The sequence below is a fragment of the Noviherbaspirillum denitrificans genome (genome assembly GCF_002211445.1).
GTDB lineage: Bacteria > Pseudomonadota > Gammaproteobacteria > Burkholderiales > Burkholderiaceae_D > Noviherbaspirillum > Noviherbaspirillum denitrificans.
In genome coordinates this window covers 1-14,009 of sequence record NZ_LSTO01000003.1, presented here as the reverse complement: position 1 = coordinate 14,009, position 14,009 = coordinate 1, and the positions used below count along the sequence as shown (strand labels likewise).

The 14,009-nt window shown below is 61.5% G+C and carries 11 protein-coding genes; 8 read left to right on the top strand and 3 right to left on the bottom strand.

Annotation, left to right across the window (positions count from 1 at the left end):
• Positions 1 to 4 precede the first annotated feature (4 nt).
• From rbfA to AYR66_RS24880, 6 genes are all read left to right on the top strand, one after another.
• Entirely contained in the window at positions 5 to 391 is a 387-nt protein-coding gene (gene rbfA, locus AYR66_RS24905) for a 30S ribosome-binding factor RbfA (protein ID WP_088710335.1), read from the top strand.
• A 44-nt stretch (positions 392 to 435) separates the two neighbouring features.
• On the top strand, positions 436 to 1,374 hold the full coding sequence (truB, locus tag AYR66_RS24900; protein WP_088710334.1) for a tRNA pseudouridine(55) synthase TruB: 939 nt from the start codon (positions 436 to 438) through the stop codon (positions 1,372 to 1,374).
• A gap of 113 nt (positions 1,375 to 1,487) precedes the next feature.
• On the top strand, positions 1,488 to 3,323 hold the full coding sequence (typA, locus tag AYR66_RS24895; RefSeq protein WP_088710277.1) for a translational GTPase TypA: 1,836 nt from the start codon (positions 1,488 to 1,490) through the stop codon (positions 3,321 to 3,323).
• An 80-nt stretch (positions 3,324 to 3,403) separates the two neighbouring features.
• On the top strand, positions 3,404 to 4,300 hold the full coding sequence (locus AYR66_RS24890; RefSeq protein ID WP_088710276.1) for a DMT family transporter: 897 nt from the start codon (positions 3,404 to 3,406) through the stop codon (positions 4,298 to 4,300).
• Between the two features lie 9 nt (positions 4,301 to 4,309).
• Positions 4,310 to 5,320 (top strand): tRNA dihydrouridine(20/20a) synthase DusA, encoded by a 1,011-nt coding sequence (dusA, locus tag AYR66_RS24885; protein WP_088710275.1) that lies wholly within the window; start codon positions 4,310 to 4,312, stop codon positions 5,318 to 5,320.
• 52 nt (positions 5,321 to 5,372) lie between these two features.
• A complete protein-coding gene (locus tag AYR66_RS24880) occupies positions 5,373 to 6,227 on the top strand; it encodes an SDR family oxidoreductase (RefSeq protein WP_088710274.1) in 855 nt (284 codons plus the stop codon).
• An 11-nt stretch (positions 6,228 to 6,238) separates the two neighbouring features.
• On the opposite strand, the gene AYR66_RS24875 is transcribed toward AYR66_RS24880, so the two are convergent.
• Positions 6,239 to 7,189, bottom strand: a complete 951-nt coding sequence (locus tag AYR66_RS24875) for a sigma-54 interaction domain-containing protein (RefSeq protein WP_088710273.1) — start codon at positions 7,187 to 7,189, stop codon at positions 6,239 to 6,241.
• Positions 7,190 to 8,152: 963 nt separating this feature from the next.
• Here AYR66_RS24875 and AYR66_RS24865 point away from each other — a divergent pair.
• A complete protein-coding gene (locus AYR66_RS24865; RefSeq protein WP_088710271.1) occupies positions 8,153 to 9,553 on the top strand; it encodes a sigma-54-dependent transcriptional regulator in 1,401 nt (466 codons plus the stop codon).
• Between the two features lie 144 nt (positions 9,554 to 9,697).
• Here the strand turns inward: AYR66_RS24865 and AYR66_RS24860 are convergent, their stop codons facing one another.
• Both AYR66_RS24860 and galU read right to left on the bottom strand, forming a co-directional pair.
• Entirely contained in the window at positions 9,698 to 11,791 is a 2,094-nt protein-coding gene (locus AYR66_RS24860) for a hybrid sensor histidine kinase/response regulator (protein WP_088710270.1), read from the bottom strand.
• Positions 11,792 to 11,996: 205 nt separating this feature from the next.
• A complete protein-coding gene (gene galU, locus AYR66_RS24855; RefSeq protein WP_088710269.1) occupies positions 11,997 to 12,902 on the bottom strand; it encodes a UTP--glucose-1-phosphate uridylyltransferase GalU in 906 nt (301 codons plus the stop codon).
• A gap of 424 nt (positions 12,903 to 13,326) precedes the next feature.
• Here galU and AYR66_RS24850 point away from each other — a divergent pair.
• A partial coding sequence (locus tag AYR66_RS24850; RefSeq protein ID WP_141104328.1) for a glycosyltransferase family protein occupies positions 13,327 to 14,009 on the top strand: 683 nt, incomplete at its 3' end.

Here is a 14,009-nt window from a genome sequence, read left to right as displayed (position 1 = left end):
CATCATGGCTAAACACAGCAAATCCATTCCCGGCCGCGGCGTACGCGTGGCCGACCAGATCCAGCGCGACCTGGCGGAAATCATCGCCTACGAACTGAAGGACCCGCGCGTCGGCATGATCACCATCACCGAAGTCCAGCTTACGCCGGACTATGCGCATGCGAAGGTGTTTTTCACGACGCTGGTCGACAATGACGAGGCGATGCAGAACACCCTGGCCGGCTTGCGCAAGGCGGCGGGTTTCATCCGTGGCCAGCTCGGCCGTCGGCTGACGATCCACACCATTCCCGAACTGCACTTCGTGCATGACATTTCCACCGCGCGCGGCATCGAATTGTCGAAACTGATCGACGAAGCCAACGCAACGCGCGCCAAGGACGCCGAAGGCTGAACGCTTTCGGCGCCTCCGGCAGGCGCAATTTTCGAATGTCCACCATGGCGCAATCTTCGCCCAAGAAACCCCGTGTGCCGGTCGACGGCGTCCTGCTGCTGGACAAGGCGGCGGGTTCCTCCAGCAATGATGTCCTGATCAAGGCCAAGCGCCTGCTCAATGCACAGAAGGCGGGCCACACGGGAACGCTCGACCCGTTCGCAACCGGACTGCTCCCGCTCTGCTTCGGCGAGGCGACCAAGTTTTCGCAGGATCTGCTCGAGGCCGACAAGACCTACGAAGCGGTGGTCCACCTCGGCGTGACGACGACGACTGGCGATACCGAAGGCGAAGTCGTGCAGCAGAAGGACGTGGATGCCACGCGCGAGCAGATCGATGCCGCGGTGGCGCAATTCCGCGGCGAAATCGACCAGGTTCCGCCCATGTATTCCGCCCTCAAGCGCGACGGCAAGCCCTTGTACGAGTATGCGCGTGCCGGTGTTGTCCTTGAACGTGAAGCGCGGCGCGTGGTCATCCATGCGCTTGATGTGCTTGGCTACGAAGCGCCTTTCCTGCGCCTGCGGGTGTGCTGCAGCAAGGGAACGTATATTCGCGTGCTCGGCGAGGATATTGGCGCGGCGCTGGGTTGCGGTGCCCATCTCCAGGCCTTGCGCCGAATCCAGGTTGGTCCGCTGACGCTCGAGAATGCACTGACCCTCGATACGCTGGCGCACATTCCTGACGCGGAACGGGAGCAGTCGCTGTCGCCCGTCGATGCGTTGTTGTTAACTTTTCCGCCACTTCGCCTGCCGGAAATGCTGGCAAAGCGTTTCATGCACGGCCAGCGCATTGCCCTGGGTAAGGAAGGACTTTCCTATCCTTCATACCAAGGTCGTGCGCGGGTGTATGCTGACGCCGATGGGCGCCTGCTCGGCACAGCGCACCTCATGGAATACGGCATTCTCGCCCCCGAGCGGCTGATTGCCGACCGAAGCGGCCGCTGATGCCGCCTGTCCTGCGCGCAACTCATTGAAAATCCAGTGGTTTCCGGTTTCTTGCGTCGCAGCATGCTATACTGTTGGGTTCTCCGAATCCTGCATTGACGTACTGGACCACCATGTCAAATACCAAGCGCGCTCTGCGCAACATCGCCATCATCGCCCACGTTGACCACGGCAAGACGACCCTCGTCGACCAGCTGCTGCGTCAGTCCGGCACCTTCCGTGAAAACCAGCAGGTTGACACCCGCGTGATGGACTCCAATGACCTCGAAAAGGAACGCGGCATCACGATTCTCGCGAAGAACTGCGCGGTCGAGTACGAAGGTACCCATATCAACATCGTCGACACCCCCGGCCACGCCGACTTCGGCGGCGAGGTGGAGCGCGTGCTGTCGATGGTGGATTCGGTGTTGCTGCTGGTCGACGCGGTCGAAGGCCCGATGCCCCAGACGCGTTTCGTGACGCGCAAGGCGCTCGGCCTCGGCCTGAAGCCGATCGTGGTGGTCAACAAGATCGACCGTCCGGGCGCACGTCCTGATTGGGTTATCAATGCGACCTTCGAACTGTTCGACAAGCTTGGCGCGACCGAGGAACAGCTCGACTTCCCGGTGGTGTACGCCTCCGCGCTGAACGGTTATGCAAGCCTCGACCCGACCGTGCGCGAAGGCACGATGAAGCCGCTGTTCGACGCCGTGCTGGAACACGTGCCGGTGCGCGACGACGATCCGGACGGTCCGCTGCAGCTGCAGATTTCCTCGCTCGATTACTCTTCCTACGTCGGCAAGATCGGCATCGGCCGTATCAAGCGCGGCCGCGCAAAGGCCCTGCAGGACGTGATCGTGCTGAACGGACCGGATTCGACGCCGATCAAGGCGCGCATCAACCAGGTGCTGAAGTTCAAGGGCCTGGAGCGCCAGCTGGTCGATGAAGCGCAGGCCGGCGACATCGTGCTGATCAACGGTATCGAAGAAGTCGGTATCGGTTCCACCATCTGCGCGCCGGACGTACCGGATGCGCTGCCGATGCTGAAGGTGGACGAGCCGACGCTGACCATGAACTTCCTGGTCAACAACTCGCCGCTGGCCGGCCGCGAAGGCAAGTTCGTCACCAGCCGCCAGATCCGCGACCGCCTCGACCGCGAACTGAAATCCAACGTCGCGCTGCGCGTAACCGATACCGGTGACGACACCACATTCGAAGTGTCGGGCCGCGGTGAACTGCACCTGACCATCCTGCTGGAAAACATGCGCCGCGAAGGCTACGAGCTGGCCGTGTCGCGTCCGCGCGTGGTGTTCAAGGAGGTCGATGGCGTCAAGTGCGAGCCGTATGAGCTCCTGACCGTCGATGTCGAAGATGCGCACCAAGGCGGCGTGATGGAAGAACTCGGCCGCCGCCGCGGTGACTTGCAGAACATGGAACCGGACGGAAAGGGCCGCGTGCGCCTCGAGTACCGTATCCCGGCGCGCGGCCTGATCGGCTTCCAGTCGGAATTCATGACTCTTACGCGCGGCACCGGCTTGATGAGCCACATTTTCGACGACTACGCGCCAGTCGATTCCACAAAGCCGGAACTGGCCGGCCGCCGCAATGGCGTGCTGATCTCGCAGGACGACGGCGCTGCCGTGGCCTATGCGCTGTGGAAGCTGCAGGATCGCGGCCGCATGTTCGTCACCCACAACGATCCGGTCTACGAAGGCATGATCATCGGCATCCATTCGCGCGACAACGACCTCGTGGTCAACCCGATCAAGGGCAAGCAACTGACCAACGTCCGTGCCTCGGGCACCGATGAAGCAGTGCGCCTGATTCCGCCGATCCAGCTGACGCTGGAATACGCGGTGGAATTCATTGAGGACGACGAACTGGTCGAAATCACGCCGAAGAGCATCCGCCTGCGCAAGCGCTTCCTGAAGGAACACGAGCGCAAGCGCGCGTCGCGCGAAGCGGCGTAAGCGGAACACCCGACGCGGGTGGAACGGACCAGGCCCGGCCTTCCGCAAGGAGTGCCGGGCCGATTTTTTCTGGAAAGGCTATGCAACTGATGACATCGCACCAGCGGGCAATCCTGCTGATGATCATTGCGCCGACCTTGTGGAGCATGGCCGGCGTCATGACGCGCCACCTCGAATCCGCACAGGGTTTCGAGGTGACGTTCTGGCGCAGCCTTTTCTCCGCATTGTTCGTCGCCGGTGCATTGCTTTACCGCCAAGGACTGCCGAAGACTGTCGATACCGTACGCAAGGGCGGCGGGCTGGGCGTGCTCAGCGGCATGATGTGGAGCGTGATGTTCATCTGCTTCATGGTTGCGCTCACGCGCACGACCGTCGCCAACACGCTCATCGTCATGAGCGTTGCGCCGTTGCTGACCGCATTCCTCGCATGGCTGATCCTCAAGGAGCACGTCGCGCCGCGTACTTGGCTGGCGATCGGCGCGGCCTTCGCCGGGATCTCCTGGATGTTTGTCCACGGCATGAGCGAAGTGGATGGCCAGCATCTCACCGGAATGATGATCGCCGGCGCCGTGCCGGTTGCGGCAGCGATCAACCTGATTGCAATCAAGCGTGCGGGACATGGCGTGGACCTCGTCCCGAGCGTTTTGCTGGGGAGCGTGTTTGCGGCCGCGCTGATGCTGCCGGTAGCCTGGCCGCTGGAAACTTCGCTGCACGACATCGCGATCCTGGCGACACTCGGATTTTTCCAGCTCGGCCTGCCGTGCATGTTGATGGTGAAGGCAATGAAGAACCTGACCGCGCCGGAAGTCTCGCTGCTGTCCCTGCTCGAAGTGCTGCTCGGCCCCCTGTGGGCGTGGCTGGGCGCGGGCGAAGTGCCGGCGCAGGAAACGCTGGTCGGCGGCGCTGTCGTCATGGCGGCGCTGGTGTTCAATGAACTGGCGCCTTCCCGCCGTCCGCAGAGTACTGCATTACAGTAAAAGACGATCATGACCTCTTCCGCCAAATTGCCCTCGCGCCGCCTGTCCGTGGCGCCCATGATGGACTGGACTGACCGCCACTGCCGGGTGTTCCACCGCCAGATCACGCGCCGTACATGGCTGTACACGGAGATGGTGACGACTGGTGCGCTGGTGTATGGCGATGTCGCACGTCATCTCGATTTCAATGACGTGGAGCATCCGGTTGCCCTGCAACTGGGCGGCAGCGAACCCGCCGACCTGGCGAAGAGCGCGAAGCTGGGCGAGCAGTGGGGGTACGACGAGATCAACCTCAATTGCGGCTGTCCGTCGGAGCGGGTGCAGAAGGGCGCGTTTGGCGCCTGCCTGATGGCCGAACCGAAGCTCGTGGCGGACTGCGTGAAGGCAATGCGCGATGCCGTCTCCATCGACGTGACCGTCAAGCATCGCATCGGCATCGACCACGTCGAGACCTACGACTTCGTGCGCGATTTTGTCGGCACGCTTGCCGAAGCCGGCTGCAAGACTTTCATCGTGCATGCACGCAATGCCATCCTGAAGGGACTTAGCCCGAAGGAAAACCGCGAGATTCCGCCGCTCAAGCCGGAGTATGCGTACCAGCTCAAGCGCGACTTCCCGCAACTCGAAATCCTCATCAACGGCGGCATCAAGACGCTGGAAGAAATCGACCTCCACCTGCAGCACGTCGATGGCGTCATGCTGGGCCGCGAGGCGTACCATAACCCCTGGGTCATGGCGACATTCGATGCGCGTTATTACGGCGACGAGGCGGCGCCGAAAACGCGTGCGCAGGTGATCGAGGCAATGGTGCCCTACATCGAGGAACAGCTCGCGCGCTACGGCAACAATGGCACGGGCCTGCGGCTCAACAGCATCACCCGGCACATGCTCGGGCTGATGGCCGGGCTTCCTGGTGCGCGCGCGTTCCGCCAGACGCTTTCCGATTCGAAGAAGCTTGCCGCGGGCAACCCGGCACTGCTGCTGGAAGCACTCTCCCGCATGCAACCGCTCGCGGCATAACATCACAGGCATGAATCCTGCGCCGCCATTCGATTTCCATTGGAGATCGAACATGGCGAGCAAGGAAATTCCCGCGCAGCACCAGGACCATCAACCCGGCTCGGAAGCGGCAATGACGCCGAAACCGAAGGCGGAAATGCAGGATTACAAAGGCAGCGGCAAGCTGCTGGGCAAGGTTGCCCTCGTGACCGGTGGTGACAGCGGGATCGGGCGCGCGGTGGCAATTGCCTTTGCCAAGGAAGGCGCGAACGTCGTCATTGCCTACCTCGACGAGCATGAAGACGCCAAGGAAACGCAGCGTCACATCGAGGCGGCCGGCCGCGATTGCGTAACGATTGCTGGCGACGTTGGCGATGCCGCATTCTGTTCGAAGATGGTCGACACCGCGATGTCGAAATTCGGACGGCTCGACATCCTCGTCAACAATGCTGCCCAACAATATCCTCAGCAGAGCATCGAGGACATTACCGAAGAGCAGTTGCTCAAGACATTCCGCACCAACATCTTTGCGATGTTCTTTGCGGTGAAGGCTGCCATGCCGCACCTCAAGCCAGGCGCGCGCATCATCAACACCACATCGGTGACCGCCTATCGCGGCAGTTCACACCTGCTCGATTACTCTTCGACGAAGGGGGCAATAGTTGCCTTCACACGCTCGCTGTCGCAGCAGTTGATCGACAAGGGCATTCTCGTCAATGCCGTCGCGCCCGGGCCGGTGTGGACGCCACTCATTCCATCGAGTTTCAGCGAGAAGGAAGTCGAAGGCTTCGGCGAGAAGGCACCGCTAGGCAGGGCGGGACAGCCGGACGAGATTGCGCCGTCTTATGTGTTCCTTGCTTCGAGCGATGCTTCATTCATGTCAGGACAGGTGCTGCATCCGAATGGCGGGGAAGTCGTCAACACCTAGGGCGCACCCGATTAATATTCCTTCAACCGGTTGTAAAGCGTCTTCAGGCTGATCCCGAGCGCCTCCGCCGTGAGGCGCTTGTTGCCGCTGTAGTGCTTCAAGGTGGCAAGGATGATTTCCTTCTGTGCATCCGCCAGGGGCGTCCCGACAAAGAAGTTGAGGTAGCCCTCGTGCACCGTCGGCTTCTTTGCGGCAAGGTCGGAAATGCATTCTTCGATGTCCAGCGTATCAGTCGCGAGGATGAAGGCGCGCTGCACCACGTTCTTCAACTCACGCACGTTCCCCGGCCAGGAGTAGGAACGGATCACATCGAGGGAATTGCGCGAGAAGACTTTCTGCGTGCCTTCCTTTTCGTTCAGCGCCTCGAGGAAATGCAGCGCGAGCATCTCGATGTCGCTGCCGCGCTCACGCAAGGGCGGCACGCGCACCGGGAATACGGCAAGGCGGTACATCAGGTCTTCGCGCAGGTTGCCCTGCTTGACCGCGGTGTCGAGGTCGCGGTTGGTTGCCGCCACGAGGCGTACGTCGACCTTCACTTCCTCATCGCCGCCCACGCGCAGGAAGGTGCCTGCTTCAAGAACGCGCAGCAACTTTACCTGCATGTCGACCGGCATCTCAGTGATTTCATCCAGGAACAGCGTGCCACGCGATGCGTGTTCGAAATAGCCGATGTGTTGCCGCGACGCGCCCGTGAAACTTCCCTTCTCGTGTCCGAAAAGCGCGGCCTCGATCAGGTGCGCGGGAATGGCGCCGCAGTTAACCGCGACAAAGGTTTCGTCGCGGCGAGCGCTGGCATGATGGATCGCGTTGGCGATCAGTTCCTTGCCTGTTCCGCTTTCGCCGACGAGCAACACCGTGGCATCGGTCGAGGCGACCCTTTCCACCTGCTGATGGAGCTGCTCCATCGCCGTGGAGGAACCGTAAAGAATTCCGAAGCGTTTGAATGAGTTGTCGATGGTCATGGGGGGCGTCCAGGCATTGACCGGGGCTGCGATCAAGTTACACCAAAGCCTGAAGAGTCTCTTGCGTTAATTCAGTTCCCTCGCGCAAAAAGCACCTCGAAGTGTGCGCGGTAGCGGAGATGGACAAGTCAACGATACACGATATCGCTTCATGCGTGTATGCAGTGCTCACCTCTGTCCAAGTAGCATTGCGGGCGATGTAATGCTTACGCCGCGCTGGTAAGTTTTACGCTGCTGCGCGCGCACAGTTTTCAGTCACGCAGTGCCAGCCTCGCGCAATGCGCTGGCATGGAAGCTGCCTCTTGTTGGTGGCCCGCTTTGCGAAAAAGTTAAGAACTTATCGCAAATGATCTGGTCAAGTACGAGGCACCGTTAACTTTTCGTGAAAGGAACAAGAATGAATGCACTCAAGACCACTTCCAAGATCTTGTTGGTTGTTGCCGCACTCAGTCTGACGGCCGCCGGTTGTGAACGCCGTGCCGGTGACCAGAGTTCTGGCGCAAGCGGATCACCTGGCAGCTCCAGCTCCTCGGGCAGCTCCGGCGGCGCGATGGGATCGGGATCCTCCGGTACCTCCGGTTCCGGCTCCGGCTCTTCTTCCGGATCTGGCTCGAAGTAATCATCTCCGCAAAGCGTTCGCCGATTCCGGAGCGGATGCTCCGGCGGTGAGTGCTGAACTCTCGTGATTCGGGACGCCGGCCCTGACCGCTACCGGCGCCGCGGAGAACAACATCGCTGTCCGCTGTTCTTGCTCAATAAGCGCTGCGACGCGCCCTTGGACAATGGCGGCAAGGGACATATGCTGTGAAAGTCAGGCCACAAAACGACGGCATCCCGATGTAGCAGCCGGCCCCAAGATTCTTTTCCCCATGACATGCATTGGCATGCGCCTGTACGGCGCAGGCATTGATGCATGGCGCGCCTGACAACGTATTGCCGGACAACATAGAGAGAGCGGTTTATATGCCCCATGTATTGATCGTTGACGATGACGTCAACACGCGAGAAGCGCTAGTCGAGATCACCGGTGCCGAAGGATTCAGCACGGCGGTGGCGGGCAACATCAAGGAAGCGCAGGCGCAGATCATGCGCCAGCGCCCCGACGTCGTGCTGATCGACCTGAATCTGCCGGACGGCAGCGGGATGGATTTGTTCAACGACATCGAATCGCGCGCCACCACCGAGATCGTCCTGATCACCGGCCACGCCAGCGTGGAAACCGCGGTCGAGGCTTTGCGCTTGGGGGCGGCCGACTACCTGACCAAGCCGATCAATTTCCGACGCCTCAAGGCCTTGCTGTCGCGCATTCCGCGCACGGTCGATTTGAAGGAAGAAATCGGCGTGCTGCGCAGCGAATTGCGGCGCCTCGGCCATTTCGGCCAGATGCTGGGCGTCGCCCCGGCAATGCAGAAGCTTTACAACCACGTCGCGCGCGTCGCGCCGACGGAGGCAACGGTATTGCTGCTCGGCGAGAGCGGCACAGGCAAGGAATTGGCCGCGCAGACCATCCATGAACTGAGCCTGCGCTCCAAGCATCCCTTCCTGCCGGTCAACTGCGGCGCGATCTCGCCGCAACTCATCGAGAGCGAAATCTTTGGCCACGAAAAAGGCAGCTTCACCGGTGCGGACCGACAGCACAAGGGCTATTTCGAACGTGCCAACGGCGGTACGCTGTTCCTCGACGAGATCACCGAGATGCCGATCGAGTTGCAGGTGAAACTGTTGCGCGTGCTGGAGACCGGATCGTTCATGCGCATCGGCAGCAACCAGCAGATCGAGACCGACGTGCGCGTGATTGCGGCCAGCAATCGCGATCCCGAACAGGCGGTCACGGATGGCAAGCTGCGGCTGGACCTCTATCACCGGCTCAACGTGTTCCCGCTGAAGATTCCGCCGCTTCGTGAGCGCGGCAGCGACGTCGAGCTGCTCGCCGAGCATTTCCTCGAACAGCTCAATGCCGCCCATGGCACGAGCAAGGTACTGTCGCCCGATGCACTGGCTTGCCTGGGCAACTACCACTGGCCGGGCAACGTGCGCGAGTTGCGCAACTATGTCCAGCGGGCATTCATCCTGTCCGACCATACGATCGACGCTGCTGCCCTGGCGCCGGTTATCACCACCCAGTCGCCGGTGGGCCTCACACTGGCGATTCCGGTGGGAACGTCACTGGCCGACGTCGACCGCAAGCTGATTTATGCGACGCTTGAGCTCTGCGGCGGTGTGAAGAAGCGCGCCGCGGACATCCTCGGGATCAGCCTGAAGACGCTGTACAACCGGCTGGAGGAATACGGGCCGTATGAGGGAGCGATGCAGAAGAAGGATGATGCGTCGATGCAGGGGAGCAGCAGCGATTCGTATCACTAGCGGATCGTCCGGAGAAACGAGTAGGGTGGGTAGAGCGAAAGCGAAACCCACCGTGCGCTCAAGAGACGGCATCTGGTGGGTTTCGCTGCGCTCTACCCACCCTGCGGGCCGTTGTCGTTGAGTCTTCCGGCCTGCTCTTGAAATCTATTTCCGCGTCACCATCGTATCGATCACCACGATCAATTCTTCCGGCGCAACCGGTTTCGTGACATGCATCTGGAAGCCGGCCGTCAGCGCGCGGATACGGTCTTCGCGCTGCGCGAAGGCTGTCAGCGCGAGGGCAGGCATGCGCCGCAGTGGCGAGCCGCCGTCGGCCGCCTTCCAGTTGCGCAGGCGGCGCAAGGCAGAGTAGCCGTCCTCGCCCGGCATCGCGATATCGCAAACCAGTACATCGGGCAGGCAATCGGCCTGGCATTCGTTGAGCAGCGCAATCGCGTCTGCCGACGAGGCGGCGGCAAATACCTTCGCGCCCGCGCCGGTGAGCACCATGGTGAGTGATTCGCGCGCTTCTTCCTGGTCGTCCACCAGCAGGATGCGCAAGCCTTCGAGCGAAGGCAATGGAACGCCGGCGGCGCTGATGTCGGGTGGGCCAACCGTAAGGTATTGCTCCATGCGCGCACGCAACGGAAAGCGCACCGAGAAGGTCGATCCCTTGCCTTCACCTTCGCTCTCCGCGCTCACTTTCCCGCCATGGAGCTCGATCAGGTGTCTCACCAGAAACAGGCCCAGCCCCAGGCCGCTGTGGTCGCGCGTGCTCGAGGTGTCTTCCTGGCTGAAGCGGTTGAACAGGTGTGGCAGGAAGTCGGGCGAGATACCGACACCGTCATCGCGGATCGTGACCAGGATTTCGCCGTTGTTGCAGGATGCGGTGAGCCACACATTGCCGTCTTGCTGGGTGAACTTGATGGCGTTGGACAGCAGGTTCCAGAAGATCTGCTGTACGCGGTCGGCGTCGCCTTCCACCTGCTCGCTGGTAATGCGGTAGGAGCAGTTGATGCTGATGCGCTTGGCGGCGGCGAGGGCACGGACGCTCTCGACCGCGGCTTGCAGGGTCGGCAGCAGCGCAAGCGGCTGCTTCACCAGCCGCAGCTTGCCGCTCATCATGCGCGTGACGTCGAGCAAGTCCTCGATCAGCCGCACCTGCTGTCCCACGCCCGTCTTGATGCCTTGCAGGGCGCGCTGGGCAAGCGGCGCCGATGCAACATCCTTCACATAGTTTTCCAGGACGTGCGCCCAGCTCTGGATGCCATTGAGGGGTGCGCGCAGTTCATGCGAGACAATGGCAAGAAACTCGTCGCGCGCCCGTGCCGCGGTTTCGGCCTGGATGCGCGCGGTGCGCTCGCGCGCAAGGATCTCGTCGCGCTCCTTTTCCATGCGCGCGCGTTCGGTCACGTCGTAGGCAATGCCGATCACTGACTCGATATTGCCGTAACGGTCGATCTCCGGCACCACCCGGCCGGAAAAGTAATGCATCTGCCCATCGATGATATGGTCGAAGTCGAGTCGCTGGTCGGCGCCGGTTTCGAACGCGGCGCGCGCGGCGTCATCCCAGGCGCGCACGACGCTGCGCGGCATGCCCAGTTGAGCCTTGGTCTTGCCAAGGACTGCCGCGGCCTTCAATCCGGTCAGGCGTTCGATGGCGGGGTTGGCATAGACGTGGCGCATGTGGCGGTCGATGCGTGAAATGATGTCCGGCGAGTTCTCGACCAGCGTCTTGAATTCACGCTCGCGCCGCTGCAGCCGCTCCTCGGTGACGCGCAGGCGGGTGGTGTCCGTGATGGCAATGACAACGCCGCACACTTCACCGTGTCCGCCATGCTCGGGGACGTACATCATGTGCAGCGTGCGCTCGGGCGGCCCATACGTGGACAGGGTGATTTCATGTTCCTGGGGTTGCCCTTGCAGGGCTACGTCAATGTATTGCCGGATACTGGCAAAGGTTTCCTCGCCCATCACTTCGGGCAGGCGCTTGCCTAGGGCGGTCTGTGCTTCGATTGCGTAACGGTCGGCGAACGGTTTGTTCACGAAGACCAGCCGGTACGCATTGTCGCAACTTGCAACCTGGACCGGCAACGCATCTGCCAGCAGGCGAAGTTGCAGATAGCGCTCCTCGCCCGGAATGGTGCTGTCATTGGAAGAAATGGTCGACATTGATTCAGGGCGCACGCTGCCGGCCGACGGCACGGACGAGTGGCCTTTCTCCCTCTTGGACGATGGCTGCTGGTTTGGAGCGGACATGCTGGAACAAACTCCTCGTACACGATCCGTTCGCCGCGCCGGGGATTCCTGCACGGCGGACGGTTTTACAGGCCGATGCTAGCGCCGCCGCGCACGCTGTCATTTCACACTGCGCAGGAATCGTGGCGGCGACGTTTGAGCTGCAGCAAAGGCATGCACACATTGCAGTTGCCCTGGTATCTGGAATCCCATGAGCCGCACATCCTCATGCGCTCAGGGTTCCGATGTTCTGCTGGAGACCGTCCAGCTTGAGCTTCGACAGGAAACTGCCGAATTCTTCCGCCACTGCAGGATGGCGCAACGCGTGGACGACCACCGCTTCCAGGTAGCCGATCTTCGAGCCGCAGTCGTAGCGGCGGCCCTTGAATTCGTAGGCCAGCACCGGGTACGCGGCAAGCATGTCGGCAATCGCATCGGTAAGCTGGATCTCGCCGCCGGTGCCGGGTGTCACGCGCTCGAGGAAATCGAAAATTTCCGGCGTAAAGACATAGCGGCCTACCACGCCGAGTGTCGACGGGGCATTCTCCGGCGCAGGCTTCTCGACGATTTCGCCCACGCGGTGGATGCGCACGCCCAAGGATTGCGGCTTCACGATGCCGTACTGCTGCGTCTGGTCGAGCGGCACGTTCTGCACGCCAACGACAGAACTGTCGTGCTGGCTGTAGAGATCGATCATCTGCTTGAGCACGGGCACATCGGCATCGATCAGGTCGTCGGCAAGGACGACCGCAAAGGGTTCATTGCCGACCAGCGGCCGGGCGCACAGCACTGCGTGGCCGAGTCCGAGCGCTTCGCTCTGGCGTACGTATGAATAGTGAAGGTTGTCCGGCAACAGGCTCTGGATTTCCTTCAGGAGCTTGACCTTGCCGTGCGAGGCGAGTTCGGATTCCAGTTCGTACGCCTTGTCGAAATGGTCTTCGATCGAACGCTTGCCGCGGCCGGTGACGAAAATCATTTCAGTGATGCCGGCTGCAGCCGCTTCTTCAACGGCGTACTGGATCAGCGGCTTGTCGACAATCGGCAGCATTTCTTTCGGGGATGCTTTCGTAACGGGCAGGAAACGCGTGCCCAAACCTGCGACAGGAAATACTGCTTTACGGATCTTGGTCATTGTCGTCTCTCTTCGGTCCTTGGTTAATCAATCCGGAGGCCGCGTGGGTAACGATTACACCCGAATGCCATTTTTACATCTGGAACATCGGGGCCGGCGAGGGCAACTTTCCGCAAGTGAAAGGAAGGTCGCGCGCTGCGCAGTAAAACGTCCGCGGCAAGCAGGCGAACAAGCAGGAAGCGTACCGGAGGCGGTGCGCACATGGCCGCGATGCCGGCTTGCGCGGCATCAGCGCGGCGGGAAACGGTGCTTCGTATAGTGGTTCCGCAGGCATCGGCACAGGTCTTGCCTCTGGATCAGCCAAGCGTGTGCCGCAGGCACATGCTTGTCCGCACCGTGCGCGCAGGCTTTGGAGTCCGTGCGCCGCTTGTTTCCGCTTCACTGTTCTAACATGCCCTGCCAGCGGCAGGGATGAGGAGAAAGCATGGCTTCGGCAATCATCGTGTTTTCGCATGTGCGCTGGGATCTTGCATTCCAGCGGCTGCAACATCTGTTGTCCCGTCTGGCTGCGCGCCATCCTGTGGTCGTGATCGAAGAACCATTGTTCGACGAGGCGCGCACATTCCTGCATACCTGCATGCCTGTCCCGGGCGTACTCGTATGCCAGCCGCATACTCCGGTTGCCCATCCCGGTTTCCACGATGAGCAGTTGCCCTATCTGCGCAACATGGTGCAACAGGTCGTTGCGGACTATCCCGACCATATCGCCTGGTTCTGCACGCCGATGGCACTGCCGCTGCTGCAGGAAATGCAGGCCGAACTGGTGGTGTATGACTGCATCGAACATCTCGCGGCCGCGAGCCATGCGCCGAAGCAGTTGGCACAGCGCGAGAGCGCTTTGCTGAGGACGGCGGATATCGTCCTCGCCGCCAGCCCCGGCCTGCATCGTTCGCGATGCGAACTCCACCCCAATGTGCATTACGTACCGGCCAGCGTCGATGCCCGCCATTTCCTGCGCTCGCTGGACCGCGCCAATTCGCATCCCGCGCACAAGGACATCCCGGGGCCGCGCCTCGGCTATTTCGGCGTGCTCGATGAACGCATCGACATGGATCTGATTGCGCGGCTCGCCGACGCGCATGCGCAATGGCAGATCGTGCTGGCGGG

Excerpts from the sequence above, each read along its gene's own strand:
- AYR66_RS24875 (WP_088710273.1), bottom strand. The coding sequence starts at position 7,189 with ATGACCATCGACAACTCATTCAAACGCTTCGGAATTCTTTACGGTTCC.
- typA (WP_088710277.1), top strand. The coding sequence starts at position 1,488 with ATGTCAAATACCAAGCGCGCTCTGCGCAACATCGCCATCATCGCCCAC.
- AYR66_RS24880 (WP_088710274.1), top strand. The coding sequence starts at position 5,373 with ATGGCGAGCAAGGAAATTCCCGCGCAGCACCAGGACCATCAACCCGGC.
- truB (WP_088710334.1), top strand. The coding sequence starts at position 436 with ATGGCGCAATCTTCGCCCAAGAAACCCCGTGTGCCGGTCGACGGCGTC.
- AYR66_RS24865 (WP_088710271.1), top strand. The coding sequence starts at position 8,153 with ATGCCCCATGTATTGATCGTTGACGATGACGTCAACACGCGAGAAGCG.
- rbfA (WP_088710335.1), top strand. The coding sequence starts at position 5 with ATGGCTAAACACAGCAAATCCATTCCCGGCCGCGGCGTACGCGTGGCC.
- AYR66_RS24890 (WP_088710276.1), top strand. The coding sequence starts at position 3,404 with ATGCAACTGATGACATCGCACCAGCGGGCAATCCTGCTGATGATCATT.
- galU (WP_088710269.1), bottom strand. The coding sequence starts at position 12,902 with ATGACCAAGATCCGTAAAGCAGTATTTCCTGTCGCAGGTTTGGGCACG.
- AYR66_RS24860 (WP_088710270.1), bottom strand. The coding sequence starts at position 11,791 with ATGTCCGCTCCAAACCAGCAGCCATCGTCCAAGAGGGAGAAAGGCCAC.
- dusA (WP_088710275.1), top strand. The coding sequence starts at position 4,310 with ATGACCTCTTCCGCCAAATTGCCCTCGCGCCGCCTGTCCGTGGCGCCC.